General features: G+C 41.5%; 16 protein-coding genes and 1 pseudogene. 13 read left to right on the top strand and 4 right to left on the bottom strand.

Annotated elements, in window-relative coordinates:
- The first annotated feature begins 127 nt into the window (after positions 1-127).
- The 5 genes from AC1TO9_RS06630 to AC1TO9_RS06610 all read left to right on the top strand — a co-directional run bounded on the left by AC1TO9_RS06630 (position 128) and on the right by AC1TO9_RS06610 (position 6,535).
- The gene (locus AC1TO9_RS06630; RefSeq protein ID WP_482058678.1) at positions 128-910 is read left to right on the top strand and encodes a B3/B4 domain-containing protein; all 783 of its coding nucleotides are present in this window, start codon (positions 128-130) and stop codon (positions 908-910) included.
- A complete protein-coding gene (locus AC1TO9_RS06625; protein WP_482058677.1) occupies positions 907-1,629 on the top strand; it encodes an AzlC family ABC transporter permease in 723 nt (240 codons plus the stop codon). Before AC1TO9_RS06630 ends, AC1TO9_RS06625 begins: the two co-directional genes overlap by 4 nt.
- Positions 1,626-1,925, top strand: a complete 300-nt coding sequence (locus tag AC1TO9_RS06620; protein WP_482054060.1) for an AzlD domain-containing protein — start codon at positions 1,626-1,628, stop codon at positions 1,923-1,925. The genes AC1TO9_RS06625 and AC1TO9_RS06620 overlap by 4 nt, the downstream gene beginning before the upstream one ends.
- 176 nt (positions 1,926-2,101) lie before the next feature.
- Positions 2,102-3,601, top strand: a complete 1,500-nt coding sequence (pdxR, locus tag AC1TO9_RS06615) for a MocR-like pyridoxine biosynthesis transcription factor PdxR (RefSeq protein ID WP_482058676.1) — start codon at positions 2,102-2,104, stop codon at positions 3,599-3,601.
- Positions 3,602-4,090: 489 nt separating this feature from the next.
- Complete coding sequence (locus AC1TO9_RS06610; RefSeq protein WP_482058675.1) at positions 4,091-6,535, top strand: glycoside hydrolase family 6 protein; 2,445 nt, start codon at positions 4,091-4,093, stop codon at positions 6,533-6,535.
- Positions 6,536-6,550: 15 nt separating this feature from the next.
- Here the strand turns inward: AC1TO9_RS06610 and AC1TO9_RS06605 are convergent, their stop codons facing one another.
- The gene (locus AC1TO9_RS06605; protein WP_482058674.1) at positions 6,551-6,973 is read right to left on the bottom strand and encodes a hypothetical protein; all 423 of its coding nucleotides are present in this window, start codon (positions 6,971-6,973) and stop codon (positions 6,551-6,553) included.
- 36 nt (positions 6,974-7,009) lie between these two features.
- On the opposite strand from AC1TO9_RS06605, the pseudogene AC1TO9_RS06600 reads away from it, so the two are divergent.
- The 3 genes and pseudogenes from AC1TO9_RS06600 to AC1TO9_RS06590 all read left to right on the top strand — a co-directional run.
- A pseudogene (locus tag AC1TO9_RS06600) lies at positions 7,010-7,183 on the top strand (beta-L-arabinofuranosidase domain-containing protein); the annotation flags it as partial.
- A complete protein-coding gene (locus AC1TO9_RS06595; protein WP_482058832.1) occupies positions 7,163-7,351 on the top strand; it encodes a hypothetical protein in 189 nt (62 codons plus the stop codon). The pseudogene AC1TO9_RS06600 and the gene AC1TO9_RS06595, both read left to right, overlap by 21 nt.
- Positions 7,352-7,554: 203 nt before the next feature.
- Positions 7,555-8,187, top strand: a complete 633-nt coding sequence (locus AC1TO9_RS06590) for a GDSL-type esterase/lipase family protein (protein WP_482058673.1) — start codon at positions 7,555-7,557, stop codon at positions 8,185-8,187.
- 93 nt (positions 8,188-8,280) lie between these two features.
- On the opposite strand, the gene AC1TO9_RS06585 is transcribed toward AC1TO9_RS06590, so the two are convergent.
- The 3 genes from AC1TO9_RS06585 to AC1TO9_RS06575 all read right to left on the bottom strand — a co-directional run bounded on the left by AC1TO9_RS06585 (position 8,281) and on the right by AC1TO9_RS06575 (position 13,341).
- Complete coding sequence (locus AC1TO9_RS06585) at positions 8,281-8,952, bottom strand: tetratricopeptide repeat protein (protein ID WP_482058672.1); 672 nt, start codon at positions 8,950-8,952, stop codon at positions 8,281-8,283.
- A gap of 49 nt (positions 8,953-9,001) precedes the next feature.
- Positions 9,002-10,987: a GTP-binding protein gene (locus AC1TO9_RS06580; protein WP_482058671.1), complete on the bottom strand. Its 1,986-nt coding sequence runs from the start codon at positions 10,985-10,987 to the stop codon at positions 9,002-9,004.
- A 326-nt stretch (positions 10,988-11,313) separates the two neighbouring features.
- Positions 11,314-13,341 carry a beta-galactosidase gene (locus tag AC1TO9_RS06575; protein ID WP_482058670.1) on the bottom strand — a complete coding sequence of 676 codons (2,028 nt, stop codon included), beginning with the start codon at positions 13,339-13,341 and terminating at the stop codon, positions 11,314-11,316.
- A gap of 136 nt (positions 13,342-13,477) precedes the next feature.
- Here AC1TO9_RS06575 and AC1TO9_RS06570 point away from each other — a divergent pair, with 136 nt between their 5' ends.
- The 5 genes from AC1TO9_RS06570 to AC1TO9_RS06550 all read left to right on the top strand — a co-directional run bounded on the left by AC1TO9_RS06570 (position 13,478) and on the right by AC1TO9_RS06550 (position 17,037).
- Positions 13,478-14,305: an AraC family transcriptional regulator gene (locus tag AC1TO9_RS06570; RefSeq protein WP_482058669.1), complete on the top strand. Its 828-nt coding sequence runs from the start codon at positions 13,478-13,480 to the stop codon at positions 14,303-14,305.
- 111 nt (positions 14,306-14,416) lie between these two features.
- Positions 14,417-15,199, top strand: a complete 783-nt coding sequence (locus tag AC1TO9_RS06565) for an alpha/beta hydrolase (RefSeq protein ID WP_482058668.1) — start codon at positions 14,417-14,419, stop codon at positions 15,197-15,199.
- A 37-nt stretch (positions 15,200-15,236) separates the two neighbouring features.
- Positions 15,237-16,121 (top strand): SMP-30/gluconolactonase/LRE family protein, encoded by an 885-nt coding sequence (locus AC1TO9_RS06560; protein ID WP_482058667.1) that lies wholly within the window; start codon positions 15,237-15,239, stop codon positions 16,119-16,121.
- Positions 16,122-16,689: 568 nt separating this feature from the next.
- Positions 16,690-16,797: a YjcZ family sporulation protein gene (locus AC1TO9_RS06555; protein WP_482054049.1), complete on the top strand. Its 108-nt coding sequence runs from the start codon at positions 16,690-16,692 to the stop codon at positions 16,795-16,797.
- A 114-nt stretch (positions 16,798-16,911) separates the two neighbouring features.
- Positions 16,912-17,037: a hypothetical protein gene (locus tag AC1TO9_RS06550; RefSeq protein WP_482054048.1), complete on the top strand. Its 126-nt coding sequence runs from the start codon at positions 16,912-16,914 to the stop codon at positions 17,035-17,037.
- Positions 17,038-17,180: the final 143 nt, after the last annotated feature.

Genomic DNA, 17,180 nt, shown 5'->3' with positions numbered 1-17,180 from the left:
TCTCATTGATCTTATTAATTATAGTCACAAAAAGTGGTATGGTGTATTACTTTGAAATTGGTTATTTATAAATATAATATAATTGAGGTATAATTTGACATATAGTCGAGTTAAGGAGGACGCCTGTATGAATCAAATGCGTAGTTATCATGGTGGGAACAGTAGAGAGTTGAAAGTTGAATTTTCAAAGGATGTTTTTTCCATAGCACCAGACTTATATGTTGGATTGATTGCCACTCCCAAAGCTATAAACGTGGACAAAGATCCTGAGGTGGATGCGTTACTTACACATATGGAACAAGAAATAATGAATTCTGATCTTCGAAGAGATTACATCAGTGAACTTCCTACTATTGCTGCTTGGCGAAGGATTTATAGTCAATTTGGAGTGAAACCCGCAAGGTACCCATGCGCTGCCGAATCTCTTATTCGGCGGGTGATCGAACAAGGGTCATTGGCAAGGATTAATACCCTAGTGGATTTATGTAATGCGATATCACTGAAATGTCGCACTCCGATTGCTTCATGTGACATCTGTGATGTACAAGAATTGGTCATTCGAAGAGCGGAAGGGAACGAACGTTATTTGCCCATCGGTAAGGTTGATGAATATGAGAATCCAGCACCAGGTGAGATCATCTATGCGGATAATGTCGAGAGGGCTCACTCCCGACGTTGGAATTGGAGACAGAGCGATACGATTAAGACCACCGCGGAATCTTCACAAATGCTATTTACAATTGAAGCCGTTCATAAAGAAGCTAAAGTACTAGTAGAGGCAACTACGTTTCTTCTAAATGAATTGTTACAACCGTTTACCGAAGCGGGAACTTGTGAAATGTCCTTTATTCATAAGGATTCTCCTAAGCATACATTTCAATTACATAGTGGGGGGCTTTATAGATCATGACGAATACAATGGGGCAAGTGAAAAGAGGATTGATTGATTCCGGTCCCATCGTAATAGGATATATCCCAGCATGTGTCACATTCGGGCTAGTTGGTAAAGCGCTATCGTTGGGGAATTTAGAAGTATTTCTGTTATCAGCGTTAGTGTACGCCGGAGCAAGTCAGTTTATTGGTGCCCAACTGTTAGCGGCCGGGACTGCGGCACCCATTATTCTTCTGCTCACCTTGATTATCAATTTAAGATACTTCTTTATCAGCATGTCGTTCTCAAAAAGGGTAAGTAGTGACTCCCACTCGTTCTTCAAAGGGATCATTAGCTTCGGATTAACGGAAGAGGTATATGCGATAAGTATGATGTCAGAAAAAAACCGAGGGCAAGTAGGGAATCAATCCATACCCTATTTACTGGGATTAGAGTTCCCGCCATACGCGGTCACATTAATCTCAACGTATGCAGGAATTATGCTTGCAGGTTATATTCCTACAGGTATCCTGCCTGCACTTAATACTTCACTCTATGCCTTGCTAATCGCACTGATTATTCCCCAAATACTCGGAAATAGGAGAAATCTGGCGATTTGTATCTCTGCGGCTATCACTTCGTGGTTGTTACAGCCATTCTTAGGAACAGCTACTGTACTTATAGCTATGTTAATCGGAGCAAGCGTAGGCAGATGGGTACCTACTCAAGAGGATAAGATCAGGAGTGAAGTAATATGACGTTGTTAGTGATCTTGGGAATGGGTGTAATCACGTTCTTATTTCGATTCACCCCCCTGCTGCTTATTAAGAGGTCAGAGGTTGAAAATAGAAGAAATGGATTTCTGGAGAATCTACCATTGGCTGTACTTAGTGCATTGACCATTCCTGGTATATTTCAAGTTGACGAAGAGACACCGATGGTAGGAATTGCAGCGGGAATCGTGGCGATTTTCCTCGTATTACTAAAAAAGGTACCTTTATTTGGGGTGATTGTTGTCACTGTTATGGTAGCTATTGCTGTAAAGATTCTTTAAAAAATTGTGAGGACTTATTAGTATGAGAGTATTGTTAAAGTGTCTGTAGATGGTATGTTTGGTGAAGATCTAAATCACACGGGAGCGCATAAAAATTAATAATACACTTGGACAAGTTCTCCTTGCTAATCGAATGAATGTAAAGAAAGATCTGGATGGTTAAGGGGGGATATCACTTGTCACACGAGTTACTGATCAGAATAGATAAAACGCTAGATACATCTTTAACCAGACAAATTTACGAGCAAATCTTACAATCGATAACGAATGGTTGCTTACGGACGGGCGAACCAATCCCATCAACACGGTTATTGGCTGAGCAGATTCAAGTTTCTCGGAGTGTTATTCTTCAGGCTTATGAACAGCTTCAAGCTGAAGGGTACCTAGAGATGAGGAAGGGTGCCGGGACATTCATTGCAGCAAGCGTAGCAGAAGTAGACATAGACCTTGTGAGCAATGAACTTAATTTAGATTATGGTGTGACTACGAAAATACCCAATTTTATATCGGCAGTAAACTCGCCTTTATCTGGAATTGTAAATAGCAGAAATCAAGCGGTTTCCTATGATTTCCGTCATGGTGTTCCTGCTTGGGATGTATTTCCTATGGACCGTTGGCAAAGGTCCTTGACGGAAGCGTGTCGAAGAGCCACGCCTGATATGCTTACTTATGGGCCAGCGGAAGGGTCCTTCTCGCTAAGGGAGGAGATCGCACGATTGGTGCGGTCTACCCGCTCTATTCCAGCCGTACCTGAGCAAATTGTCATAACAACGGGAGCTACACAGGCATTAGATATACTCGCCAGACTATGTCTAAACGATGGTGAACAGGTACTCGTAGAAGATCCAACTCATAATGTGTTGCGTGAAATATTTAGATTCTCAGGCGGTGAAGTGATTCCTGTACGTGTAGACCAAGAAGGAATATGTGTTCATGAAATTGATCAGAGTATTGCTTTGCATAGTAAAAGGACTGTGATAAGTCCTAAATTACTCTATGTTACACCATCACATCAGTTCCCAACGGGCGTAACGATGTCATTAAATCGGAGAATAGAACTCTTAGATTGGGCGAGAAAGACAGGGGCATTAATTATTGAAGATGACTATGATAGTGAGTATAGATATGTGGGCCAAAAGGTATCTGCGCTGGCAGGACTAGATTCAAGCGGTCGGGTCGTTTATGTTGGAAGCTTCAGTAAAATTCTGTTTCCTGCTTTACGTATTGGCTACGCTATCTTGCCTCCTGCCTTAATAGAGCCATTTCTAGCTATTAAGTGGATTACGGATCGTATGACGCCTACGTTGGAGCAGGAAGCACTAACGGATTTTATACAGTCAGGTCAATATGCCAAGCACGTGAGTCAAATGGGGAAACTATATGCTTTTCGCAGAACTTGTTTAGTGAATTCACTAGATCAAGAATTTGGGGAGCGTGTCAAGTATTTTGGAGACGAAGCAGGGTTACACTTGTTAATTGAACTAGAAACGACAGCTAATGAAGAGGTGATTGCTAGGAAGGCACTTCAATATGGTTCCAAAATATATCCGGCATCCGACTATTTCATGAATGCCAAACCCAACAAGGCTACTTTTTTATTAGGGTACTCCAATTTATCAGAGAATCAAATAAGATTGGGTATTAAGCAGGTAGCACTCGCAGAAAAGGAATGTTAAAAAAAATAAGCTATTTAGCATTCCTTTACCAATGGAGTATTTAAATTCTTCGCTAAACCTTGCCATACATTTACGCCTCCTCTAGAACTTCTATACTAATTCTATTAATCAGAACTCAGCAAGAACGAACTTGAATTGAAAGGTCTATGATTCTCCACTTCATTCAATCAACAATATCATCTGAAATATGGAGCAAAGCTATTGTTTTTTAAAGTTTATCTTTAAATCAATATAAAACCATGCTAGTATATATAATGACAGTATTTACTATAATTTGTATATATGTTACTTCGTTGTATCTTTGTGCATTAATAGAATCTTGAAGGGGGGTGAAAAGGCGTACTTCATTCATAGGGAGGTGATGATAACACAACGTTGAAATGATTTTAGTTGGTATGTGTATAAAGAGTGTCAGGGAATAACGAACCTTCATGTAAGCGTTTTCTTTATTTGGTTGGGTTATTTTAAAAAATTAAAGGAGCTGAAGAAATGACAAATATATTTAGAAAGAAATCTTTTAAATTGTTTGTTCTCTTAACATTTCTTATCACTACGTGGATACCATTAGGAGGCACTAACACTTTCGCCGCTGAAACACATGTGGATAACCCCTTCGTTGGTGCAACGCAATATGTGAATCCTGATTATGCGGACCTCATTGATACTTCGATTGCTCAGCTGAACGATAGTAACTTAATCGCCCAAATGAATACTGTAAAAACATACCCAACAGCGATTTGGTTAGATCGCATAGCGGCGATCTACGGTGGCGAGGAAAACGGAGGTCGTAAAAGCTTAGAACAAACTTTGGATCATATACTCACTCAAAAACAAGGAAATACACCAATCGTAGCTATGTTTGTAATTTACGATTTGCCTGGTCGGGATTGTCACGCATTGGCATCAAATGGTGAACTTCCATTGACTCAAGAAGGTTTACAAACTTACAAAACAGATTACATTGACGTCATTGCTGATTTATTTGCAAAACCTAAATATGATGAAATTCGCATTGTTAGCATTATTGAACCGGATTCATTACCGAATCTTGTGACGAATTTAAATACTCCTGCTTGCGCAGCTGCTAATTCAACGAATATTTATCGTGATGCTACGCAATATGCACTTGATCAATTACATGCGATTTCAAATGTGTATACTTATATGGATATTGGTCACTCTGGTTGGTTAGGTTGGAGTACTAATCTACAACCTTCTGTCGATCTGTTCACGACTGTTGTTAATGGAACAATTGCAGGTTTGAATAGTGTGGACGGATTCATTACGAATACGGCCAACACAACTCCAACAGAAGAGCCAAACTTGCCAAACGCAGAGTTGAGTATAGGTGGACAACCACTAAGATCTGCCGATTACTATGAATGGAATCCGAATTTTGATGAAGTAGACTTTACCGCAGCGTTGTATTCTGCTTTTGTTGCTAAAGGCTGGCCAACAACTACGGGCTTCTTAATTGATACATCTCGCAACGGTTGGGGTGGACCAACAAGACCAACAAGTGCTAGTGGGTCTACACCAACGACATACGCGGATTCTGGACGAATTGACCAACGTTTACATCGTGGTAACTGGTGTAATGCAAGTGGAGCGGGTATGGGTATACCTCCAACAGTTGCTCCTTCAGGTTACTCAGCATCACATCTTGATGCGTTTGTATGGGTGAAACCACCGGGAGAATCCGATGGATCAAGCTCTGTCATTCCGAATAATGAAGGCAAAGGTTTTGATAGAATGTGTGATCCTACGTATACCAATGCAAATGGGACATTGACAGGCGCCCTGCCTAATGCACCTGTGTCGGGTCACTGGTTTCATGATCAATTTGTACAACTGGTAACCAATGCTTTCCCAGTCATCCCAGGTAGTGGTGGAGGTACGTTACCACAAGTTCCTGCTACACCGATTGGATTGATAGCGACTTCAGACAATGCTAAAGTGAGTTTGAGTTGGAGCGCGGTCACGGGAGCGAACAGCTATACGGTGAAACGTGCTACGACAAGTAGTGGGCCGTATACGGATATAGTAACCAATGTCACTAGTACAGATTATGTGGATAGTGGAGTGGTTAATGAGACGACCTACTACTATGTAGTAAGTGCTACGAATAGTGCAGGGTCAAGTGCAAATTCTGCAGAAGTGAATGCTACACCAACAGTAGGTTCAACTAATCCTACAGTTCCAACATCACCGATAGGATTGATTGCAACAGCTGGAGACACTCAAGTAGGCTTAAGTTGGACAACATCTACCGGAGCAACCAGTTACAACATAAAAAGTGCAACAACAAATGGTGGACCGTATACGAATATTGCAACGGGTATAACAGATCTGAATTATGTGAACTCAGGATTGACGAATGGAATTACTTATTATTATGTAGTAAGTGCAGTTAATTCGGAGGGTGAAAGCTTGAACTCCGATCAAGTAGCTGCAACACCAGAAGGCGTTTTAGTTGAAAGAGATTTGACTGTACAATATAAAACAAACAGCTCTAACACGACTGGTAACACAGTACAATCAAGCTTTAATATTGTGAACTCAGGTGATACAGCTGTGAACCTGAGCAATCTAAAGCTTCGATATTACTTCACGAATGAAGGAAGTTCTGCCTTAAGCTTTTGGTGTGATTGGGCACAGATAGGGACAAGTCATGTAAGTGGTTCTTTTGAAACAATCACTCCAGACAAAGCAGGTGCGGATACGTATTTGGAGATTTCATTTGGCCCTTCGGCAGGAAGTATTCCAGCTGGTGGACAAAGTGGTGATATTCAAATTCGTGTGGCAAAGGACAATTGGTCTAACTTTGACTTCTCTAATGATTACTCATTTAATGGTACGTTAACAAACTATACGAACTGGGACAAAGTAACGCTGCACCAAAGTGGCACTCTAGTATGGGGAGTTCAACCGTAAAGTATATTATAGATTTCATGTGTCCGAACGGGTAAACCGTTCGGACACATTTATGGATAGAGTTGTCTTAGAAGCTGGTAATCGTTGTATTCCCTTCACATGTTGCAAAGCCAGTTTTGAAACTTCGATCATTAGTGATGTCACTAAGTAATGAGCTGCATAGATATTATATTCAGGTGAGTTGGCTACATGCAATAGCTGGCGGAACTGAATGTTGACTCGGTCAATAATTGGCGGTGAAAAGAAGTGCGGGATGTAAATAAAACCACTCTGAGTTGAGGAGTGTGAATCTGGTGAAGAGGGAATTACAGCGATTTCCCTCAGTACTTTTTCTTCATCAACTAACTCATATGTATCTATGATTCGTTTGGCGTGGGTCCATGGGTGAATGGATTCGAACTGCCCTCCTAATGTGAATTGAAGACCCGTTCTGGTCAAAGTATGGCGAGCATATTCGTGATGTTCACTCAGAGTGATGCCCCTGTTCGAGAACAGAGGGAAGCGCATGGACATGCAGTTCGTGCTGTATATATGTACACTGCGATGGCTGATGTAGCAGCGGAGACTGGAGATGAGGGTTTACTCCAAGCCTGTCGTACATTATGGGATAATATCGTAGATAAACAAATGTATATTACGGGTGGAATGATGATTATTGAAGGAGACGCCCTGCTAGATGAACAAGGCGATTGGGAAAGTGAATTATATCGTCCTTTAAAGAATGTAACTAGACCTGTAAAGTTGCGCGCTATCCCTTATAATAGCTGGGGAAACCGTGAAGCGGGTGAGATGAGCGTTTGGATTCGCAGGAAATAATGAGAATGGAATAAAGCTCCGATTTCTTGATTGTATATCCGCTATAGCGGTCGAAATAAGAGTACAAAGCATATGCTTTGTACTCTTTTCACATTTTTATAAATTCAATGTACATTCTCCTGTTGCCAATGGAAGTTGACACTCATAAACTATGGTAATTAGCTATTCAGATTGAAGTGATCAATTCGGGAGGTTGAGCGATTGTGGTCATCCATTACACTGCGATTGGAGATTCATTAACGGTTGGTTTTGGAGCTATGCCTGGAAACGGATTTGTACCCGTATATAGAAAGTTATCGGAGCGACAACTGCAGACTTTTGTCGCTCATGATAATTTAGGTGTTAATGGTTTAACTTCACAGGGATTATTTGAGTATATATCCCAGAATACTACCTTTAGACATTTACTAAGTCAGGCAGATATCATTACAATCTCTATTGGCGGGAACGACTTGATTAGAGCGGCAAATTTGACTAAAGAAACGGGATCAGAATTTAATTTCAATCAAACACTTCGAGATTGCAAAATAAACTTCTCTCGAATAATGGAATCCATTTATCAGTTGAAGGCGAACTCGAAACGACCTTTTATTATTCGAGTGGTAGGGTTGTATAATCCTTTTCCGCAAATAGAGAAGGCATCCTATTGTGTTCAGCAATATAATCGATATTTAGAAAGCTATACAAACGGAACATTTGCTGTAGCCAATATATATGGTTCTTTCAGGAGAAGGGAGAGAGAACTGCTCTCACTCGATCGAGTACATCCCAATGGACATGGCTATCGAATCATTGCTGAACAACTCAATAGGTTAGGATTTAGACAGCTTGAGTAGGGAGACTTTTGTATATCAACGATATCAAAGAGTTGTGGGATATAAAATACGCATCCTCCTCAATAAAAGGGGGATGCGTATTTTATGATAGATCTACCTCATTCTTTTCACAATACTTAGAACAGCCCATTTCCGTTCTTGTCGTTTCTTGTATTTAGGCAAAGAACGATAGATATCAATGGAATCAGAGAAGGCAGTCTGTGCTTCTTGCTTCAGTCCCATTTCCTTGTACATCATTCCTAATAGATAACAGGCTTCGCATGAAGAAGAATGGATATCTTGATACTGTCGCACGTATTTCTCGACTTTCGCATGATCGGAACGCTGATATATGGACGCTAACCTGAGGTAAGGTTGGCCGTATTTAACTCGCGGATTTATGGAGAGTGCCTTAAGAATATGAGTTTCACCTTCCTCGATGTGCCCAAGCATCAGGTTAGCCGTCCCTAAGTCATCCCAGTATTCTGCCGAATGTTCGAATTGGACCTGAATGCTGTTGAGTATCTCAAGTGCTTCTTGGTATTTCTTCCGTTCAATAAGGAGGCAAGATAGCTCGTGTTTGGAAGAAACATCATTTCGATTCATTAGAATCTGTGAGCGTAATTTGGAAATCTTCTTCATTCTTTTGAAAGGTTTTGTTAAGCTAGGGAAGACACCTACATACCGCCGATCTAGAAAGTAGATGACTGCAACAAGAACAAGTATAGCAATGATCGGGTTTCCAACTAACCTCCATAACAGCATAAAACCAATAAACTTACCCATAATATCCTCCTCATTCTTGATTAAGAAACATCATAATCAATCATATAAATTATAACTGCGATAGTGCATTTCTTACACTTAGAATATATTTGGCTTGATTAAGTGGATCCACGCCGCGTCTTGGACGATCTACTTGGACGGTCGCCGGGCACTCCTGATATCCAGCAAAGGAAGAAGACATGACACCTTTGCCACTTGTCATCGAGCGAAGCTTCACAGGATATTCAAGCGAAGTCGCTACGGGGAGAATACCTTCCACCATAAATCGGTCTGATAGAATGGAGGGTGGAGTGAATTCTGCTCTCATCTGCACGAGATCACTGAGAACTTTCCCACCGTAATCCTCTGGTGTCGTTATTCTGAATTGTAGAATAGGCTCTAGTAACGTCGTGCCTGTGCTGGCAAGACCATTCATAATGCCCATGGGTGTTGCTACTACGAAATCAAGTGGATGCGTGTGCCACAGATGATGTTCGCCTTCAGTTAATGTCACCTTGAGATCAGTAACTTCGAATCCGTGAAGTCCTTGTTGTAATGCTTCGGGAACACGCTGGGCCACTTCATTCTGGTATCGCATAAGAAGATCATCGCTTCGTACCTGAGACTGGTATATGAGTCCACTTCCGCGCGGAAGGGGCTCAATATGGAAGCGCAGTATGGCCCAGCATGGTTTAGGCATCGTATACGCAATAAATCCTTCTCCAGCAAGTGTGGGCGTTTCCTTGTATATGACTGAAGGTTTATCGAATGTTACATCGAGATTGAACCGATTTTTTAGCAAACTCGATAAAATCTCTAACTGTATTGCTCCCATAACCTTAAGGTGAAGCTCTCGTTCATCTTGAAGCCATTGTAAATCAAGTAGTGGGTCTTCATCTGTTAACTCCTGTAATGCTTCGACTAAGTCCAAATATCGATGATCATCTTGAATATGTACTTGAACTGTAAGTAAAGGGACGGCGATATTCGCGGAAGGGGGTATTCCAATAGAACTGCCAAGAATATCACCGATCTTACTCTGGTTTAGTCCATAGATTGCAGCTATATCACCTGTAGATACATGTCCTAGATCGATGAACTTTCTTCCATCGAGTTTACGAATTTGCGTGATTTTCTCATGGATATCCCGAGTTATGTTGTGGACCAGATCTCTATTTCGCAAATTGCCTTGATACAGACGAACGTAAGCGGTGCGCCCCATCGTTTTATCACGTTCAATTTTAAAAATAACACCGGATAGAGGCGCATCTACATCACCTCTCGGGCACGGTAAATAATCGGTAATCGTATTCATTAACTCGATCACACCAATGTTTCTTTGGGAAGAACCAAAACAGATGGGGAATACATGCCCACTCTTCGCGAGACGTTGAAATCGTTGCTTGAGTTCATCCTCTGGGATGCGTTCACCTTCAATATATCGCAACATGACCTCATCATCCTGTTCTGCAATAGAAGCTACTACGTTGGATAGATCTATTCCAAAGCTTTGATCGTCTTGTTGTATATTCCATACGGGAAGGATTCCAGAGAACTGTTCTCCTTCGCCTTGAGGAATTTGCAATGGCACAGCTAAAGGGGAGAGCAGGCGTTCAATCTGTTCCATTATACCAGTTACCGAGACGCCAACTCTGTCCATCTTATTCACATATATAATCGTGGGAATGCCAAGTGAAGTCAGCGCATGCCAGATCGTCTCCGTCTGTGATTGTATGCCTTCAGCGGCGGATACAATCAATACAGCCCCATCCATAACTCTTAATGAGCGCTCCACCTCGGATAGGAAATCAACATGACCTGGAGTATCTACAAGATTGATCTGAACGTCTTGCCAAACGATCGAAATGTTGGCCGCCCTGATTGAAATTCCCCGTTGTCTCTCAATCTCCAGATGATCCGTCTGAGAAGTTCCATCATCCACACTGCCCAGATTTCTTATCGTACCACTTTCAAATAGCATATGCTCAGTTGTTGTCGTTTTGCCCGCATCGACATGTGCAAAAATACCGACGTTTCTTATTGATTTCCCTACCATCTAAACAACCCCGTTAATTACAAATTATAGTTGAAGGAAGATCGAAAAGTCATCTTTTGATCACGACTTTTTGAACTCTCATTTTAAAGTTCAGTATATCACAGGGTTATCAGTGGGTGAACAGAATGGTGGTATAAGACTTTCCTTCGATTCTGTCAGCATGAATGAGATTACTCTTTTCGAGATACTAATACTATAACGTGTTTCTGATAGATTAGTTGGTTTTCGTTTGGTAAGAGAAACAAGCCAGAGCTCCTTTACATAAAGGTGGGCTCTGGCTTGTTATAGTCTAAATATTATTTATATCTAACATTGCGTCATTCGATTTATTTCATCTCTAGAATTTGAACGCCTCGGCTAGCGATTTGTACTGAACCTGTAAGATCAGTTTCTGTTAGGAGATCGCGAACTTGAAGTTGTCCTAAATCAACGGACTGCTCTGTTGCATTATGGTTCATGACGAATAGGAAGTCTTGACCATCCTTGGAGCGACGGCTCACTTCAACGCCTGTTGGTGTTTCAAGCAAAGGTTGTATTCCTTTAGCATCACAAATAGATTTCAAGAGACCGTCGATGAACTTGTCATCTGGATCGGACGCTACATACCAAGCTTCACCCTTGCCGAATTTGTTGCGGGTTAGTACTGGCATACCTTGATAGAAATCTTCGCCATACTCAGCTAATACTTCTGCACCTTCGCTGTGCAATAGATCGCATAGCAATCCACAGTTGTATTCCCCTTGAAGATCGCCAAGCGTGTCTTTCATAACGATTTTGTTGTACGTATCTGGGAAGAGTGCATCAATTTCTTCTACCCAAATTCCAAGCATGTTACGAAGTTCACCTGGGTATCCACCTAATGTCACCATATCGGTCTCGTTGACGATACCACTGAAGAATGTTGTTAAGAACGTTCCACCTGCTTGAACGAAATCTTCTAATTTCTTGGCAACACCTGGTTTCACCATGTAGAGGACAGGCGCAATTACGACATCATATTTGCTGAAGTCACTATCTATGCTGATGATATCTGTAGAAATGTTGCGACGGAATAACGCAGCATAATATTTGTGAACTTGGTCTACATAGTTGAGGGCAATGGTTGGTCCACTCGACTTCTCTGCAGCCCACCAGTTATCCCAATCGAATAGAATACCTACTTTGGATTCAGTTACAGTATCTAATGTTGTATCTCCCAACAATTGTAGTTCTCTACCTAATTCGGCTACTTCACGGAATACCCGTGTGTTCTCATGTCCAACATGTTCAATGACAGCACCATGGTATTTCTCACAAGCTCCGGCAGAACGACGCATTTGGAAGAACAAGACGGTATCTGCACCATGGGCAATAGCTTGATAACTCCATAGACGCATTACGCCTGGACGTTTCAGAGAGTTGTAAGCTTGCCAGTTCTGTTGACTCGGTGTCTGCTCCATCAACATGAAAGGTTGTCCGCCTTTAAGCCCGCGCATCAGGTCATGAGCCATCGCTGTGAAGCTGATTGGCGTATCAAGGCCTGGATAACTGTCCCAAGAGATGATGTCCATGTATTTAGCCCATTTAAAGTAATCAAGTGGTTTATAGAATCCCATCATATTTGTTGTAATCAATGATTCTGGAATAACCGATTTAATGGCATCGTACTCTAAGCGGTAGCAATCCAGCATTCCATCTGAATTAAATCTGGCATAGTCCAGTGAAATGCCTTGGAATGTCGAACTATTACTGCCCCAATGCTCACTGAGGTTGGAGGCTGGCACAATTTCTGCCCAATCATAGAAAGTATGTCCCCAGAAATTTGTATTCCAAGCTTTGTTAAGGTTATCCAATGTGCCGTATTGATCTTTCAGCCATACACGGAAACCGGCCACGCAATTATCACAGTAGCAATCCCCGCCGTACTCATTGGAGATATGCCATACAAGAATAGCAGGGTGGTCTTTGTAACGCTCTGCTAGCTTAAGAGCCATGCGCTCAGAGTATTTACGATACGTAGGACTGTTTGGACAGGAATTATGACGTCCACCGAACTTACGTTTTTGTCCATTAGTGTCTACACGTAGAACATCTGGATATTTGGTTGCCATCCAAGCGGGATGTGCTGCAGTACTTGTACCTAGGCATACATACACACCGCTATCGTACAAGCTGTCGATTAATTGATCGAGCCTTTCGAAGTTATACGTATTTTCGTCGGGTTGATTAAGCGCCCAAGCGAACACGTTAATTGTGGCCATGTCGATGCCAGCTAGTTTAAACATGCGCAAATCCTCTACATGCGTTGCATGATCGTATTGCTCTGGATTATAGTCTCCACCGTAGAACATTTTTGGAAGTTTACTGCTTATCATGTTCCTCACCTCTTCATATAAGAATAATACTATGATATATCATTTTGATTTCCTTTAAAATATAATAATAATTAACAAGTATATAATAATACGGAACTAATTAGTTTCTATTTGGATGAATGGGGGAATCGTTTCAATGCATGCTCAACACCGTCGATTTTTTACGAATATGGGGGAGCGACAACTTCCTCTCTATATGGAGAGTATTGGATTCAATCAAGCGCAAGAGAACCTCAATAGACCTAGTGGTTATCCCTGCTACCATTGGCTACAAACGATACGTGGAGAAGGAGAATTCACATTCGGAGGTACCACTGTACTTTTAAAAGAGAATTCAGGAGTTCTATTACTCCCCAATGAGCCGCATGAATATAAACCTACTTTGGATATATGGGAGACGATGTATATTACATTTATGGGTACTCAAGCGAATGCGATTCTTTCTTCATTTGGGCTGAATCAATCTTCGCTGTATCAGTGGGATCAGGAAAGTCAGTTGCAGAGCTATGCAGCGCGGGTATTAGATTCAATTAGCAGTGATCGGGATGTGTCCGGGCTTGATGTGTCAGGAGATACGTATCGATTCCTTATTTTATTGAAGAAACATGGTCGTGTTAATAATCTACCTTCTATCTCAAGCGCCATAGAGCGGCTGAAGCCTGTTCTTACTTTAATGGAAAAAAGTTATGGTGATCCCAATTTGGGTCTTGAGTTGATGGCATCAGAGATTGGGATTAGTCCACGACATTTGAATACGATGTTCAAGCAGACTTTCAGAATGACGGCATACGCGTATTTAATTATGTTTCGAATTCGTAAGGCGAAGGAGAGGATGACCGGTGATGCTAGTATTACAGTCAAAGATACTGCTCATCATGTGGGCTTTCGTGATGTCAGCCACTTTGTAGCTACATTCCGTCGGATTGAGGGGGTGACACCAGAACAATATCGCATATTATATTAATCTTTGAATTTGTTACTTTGACTATAGACTGCAAAGACTCATATGTTTAGAATGGTAATGATTTCATAAACTTCATGATTGATGAAGGAATAGAAAGGTAGTGTAAGTATCATGACCATTTCTCTTTGGCAAGAGCAAGCACCTTTTGCGGTCCAAGGTCGAGAAAAGGACATGCCTCATCTTGTACCTTATATACTTAAAGGTAGCTCGAGTGCGATCATTATTTGTCCTGGGGGAGGGTATCACCATTTAGCAGAGCATGAAGGGGAGCCTGTGGCAAGATGGCTTAATGATCATGGTATTTCTGCTTTTGTACTCAAATATCGAATTGCACCTCATCATGGACCCGCACCTCAAATGGATGGTCGTCAGGCTGTGCGTTATGTGAGAGCACATGCTGATGAGTACGGTATCGACCCTAAGAGAATTGGAATACTTGGATTCTCTGCAGGTGGACATCTAGCCGCTATGACAGGGACGACATTTGATTCGGGGAACCCGCAAAGTGATCATGCTGTAGAACGTGTAAGTTCAAGACCTGACGTAATGATTTTATGTTATCCTGTTATTACCATGAAGGAATACGGGCATGCTGGTTCTCGGGAACAACTCATAGGCCATTCTCCTGATGAACAGTTAGTGGATCAGTACAGTGCAGAAACCCGTGTTTCAATAGAGACACCACCAGCATTTATATGGCATACGGCTAATGATGAGTCTGTACCGGTTGAGAATAGTCTCCAATTTGCACTTTCCTTAAGCCGACATGATATATCTTATGAATTGCATGTTTTTCCAGAAGGAAGACATGGGTTAGGACTGGCAAAGGAACTTTCGGATGTTGGTAAGTGGACAAGTCTATGTATTAGCTGGCTTAAGAATCAAGGATGGTAATTATAGGGTAAAAAACTTTTAAGGGGGTTCTTATTAGATGCAGTCATTGAAAGTAGTAGTTCAAGCTAATGCAACATTAGGTGAAGGTCCAAGTTGGGATGCGAATTACAATAGACTTTTGTGGGTAGATATTGAAGGCCATCTATTGCATATATATTATCCTGACTCGGGTGATGATGTTGTTTATAATATAGGACAATTGATTGGTGCTGTTGTTCCTTATCGGGAAGATGAGGTTATTGTAGCTTTATTTGAAGGTTTTCATAAATATCATTTATCTACAGGGGAACTTACGTTTATCTCCAATCCTGAACAAGACATCCCTAACAATCGCTTTAATGATGGTAAATGTGATCCAAGCGGGCGATTCTGGGCTGGAACGATGAGTCTTAAAGGGCAAGCGGATTGCGGGTCACTTTACTGTCTTGACCATGATTTATCTGTTCGTAAAGTATTAGAGAATGTCTCCACGTCGAATGGATTAGGATGGAGTCCGGATGGTACAATCATGTACTTTATTGATACCCCTACCCGTCAAATCGATGCATTCGATTATGATCTGGTTACTGGAACTATCCATAATAGGCGGACAGTATTTACAATGCCGGAAGAGGCAGGTTATCCAGATGGAATGACCGTGGATGCAGAAGGTATGCTCTGGATTGCAGAGTGGAATGGAGGACGGGTGGCTCAATGGAATCCTTACACGGGTCAGCTGCTACAAGTGATTTCGGTACCTTCAGGTCATGTGACATCCTGTGTATTTGGGGGTAAAGATATGGAGGATCTTTACATTACGACAGCATGCGTTGGGATGAATGCTGAGGATTTGAAAGCGCAACCGTTATCGGGTAATCTTTTTCATATTAGAATGGGCATTAAAGGGCAACCAACATATGCTTATGTATCGCTAATGAACTAACCTTTTATCGCTACGGGTTTAATTCCCCGCAGCTTGCTGCGGGGAGTTTCATTTTGTCTTATCAGAGATAATCAATCTATTTTATACATATATAGTAAATTATTGAACATGAAATCTTAAGCTAACTTTTATGAATGTCTAGTGCCACTTTTCCACTCCTCACCCCTATCAAAGCCCGCGGCAACCTAGTTCCCTCGTGCAGCTGCATAAAGTACATCTAAATCCAGCCTTATTCCATTTCCGCCAACTGCAGTTGCATAAACAACATCTAATTTACTCAAAAACCCGAATTTCCATCATATCGCCACTTTTAACTACCATTTTTGCATCTATATCCTTCCCTCTCCACCTATCCCCCAAATAGATACACGTTATGCAACTACTCGATGAGTAGATCTTACAGATTTCCTAAATTCCTTCATTTCCTCAACTAATGGTGCCGATCGGCGTTTTTCTCGTGTGTTATACGAATTGGGCATGAATAAAACATTAAATGGGGGAATGACTAGACCAATGGAACGCATCGAAACATATCCTACAATATGTTAAAGGGAAGGGAGGAATTGGAATGAGCGGAATGGGTTATGGTGTTGGCTCGAGTCCTTTCACATCAACTGGAGCGATTTTGGTTCTATTCATCTTGTTGGTTATCATTACACGTGCGTTTATTCTGTAAGCATAACGGAGCAACCTAAACATTAGGATAGACAGAAATGTAGAATATAGGTGCCTGTTTCTATCAATTGAATGAATGTTAAGACTATATTTCCTTAGGTGAGGAGGGAAATTTATGAGCGGATGTGTTGGAGGAGTTGGAGGCGTTGGCGTAGGACCTGCACCTTGTAATTCGACAGGAGCAATTCTTGTACTCTTTATTCTATTGGTCATCATCACAATGGGATTGGGTATGTGTTAATTATGATATAAAATAAGTGACTTGGGAGCGGGATGCTTCCAGGTCACTTTGTTGTTTTTTTGTTAAAAAAATTGGACGCCCCTTACAGGGCGTCCTCATGGGAGAGGAGAAACCAGACGAAGAGCTTATGGGGAAACGTAAGT

The organism is Paenibacillus sp. Y916 (assembly GCF_056786435.1).
Note: the sequence above shows the minus strand (reverse complement) of the source record. Positions and strands in the feature narration are given on the sequence as shown.

Bases quoted from the DNA above. Each gene is read 5' to 3' on its own strand.
- AC1TO9_RS06630 (WP_482058678.1), top strand. From the start codon at position 128: ATGAATCAAATGCGTAGTTATCATGGTGGGAACAGTAGAGAGTTGAAA.
- AC1TO9_RS06625 (WP_482058677.1), top strand. From the start codon at position 907: ATGACGAATACAATGGGGCAAGTGAAAAGAGGATTGATTGATTCCGGT.
- AC1TO9_RS06620 (WP_482054060.1), top strand. From the start codon at position 1,626: ATGACGTTGTTAGTGATCTTGGGAATGGGTGTAATCACGTTCTTATTT.
- AC1TO9_RS06610 (WP_482058675.1), top strand. From the start codon at position 4,091: ATGACAAATATATTTAGAAAGAAATCTTTTAAATTGTTTGTTCTCTTA.
- AC1TO9_RS06595 (WP_482058832.1), top strand. From the start codon at position 7,163: ATGTATATTACGGGTGGAATGATGATTATTGAAGGAGACGCCCTGCTA.
- AC1TO9_RS06585 (WP_482058672.1), bottom strand. From the start codon at position 8,952: ATGGGTAAGTTTATTGGTTTTATGCTGTTATGGAGGTTAGTTGGAAAC.
- AC1TO9_RS06580 (WP_482058671.1), bottom strand. From the start codon at position 10,987: ATGGTAGGGAAATCAATAAGAAACGTCGGTATTTTTGCACATGTCGAT.
- AC1TO9_RS06575 (WP_482058670.1), bottom strand. From the start codon at position 13,341: ATGATAAGCAGTAAACTTCCAAAAATGTTCTACGGTGGAGACTATAAT.
- AC1TO9_RS06570 (WP_482058669.1), top strand. From the start codon at position 13,478: ATGCATGCTCAACACCGTCGATTTTTTACGAATATGGGGGAGCGACAA.
- AC1TO9_RS06565 (WP_482058668.1), top strand. From the start codon at position 14,417: ATGACCATTTCTCTTTGGCAAGAGCAAGCACCTTTTGCGGTCCAAGGT.
- AC1TO9_RS06560 (WP_482058667.1), top strand. From the start codon at position 15,237: ATGCAGTCATTGAAAGTAGTAGTTCAAGCTAATGCAACATTAGGTGAA.
- AC1TO9_RS06555 (WP_482054049.1), top strand. From the start codon at position 16,690: ATGAGCGGAATGGGTTATGGTGTTGGCTCGAGTCCTTTCACATCAACT.
- AC1TO9_RS06550 (WP_482054048.1), top strand. From the start codon at position 16,912: ATGAGCGGATGTGTTGGAGGAGTTGGAGGCGTTGGCGTAGGACCTGCA.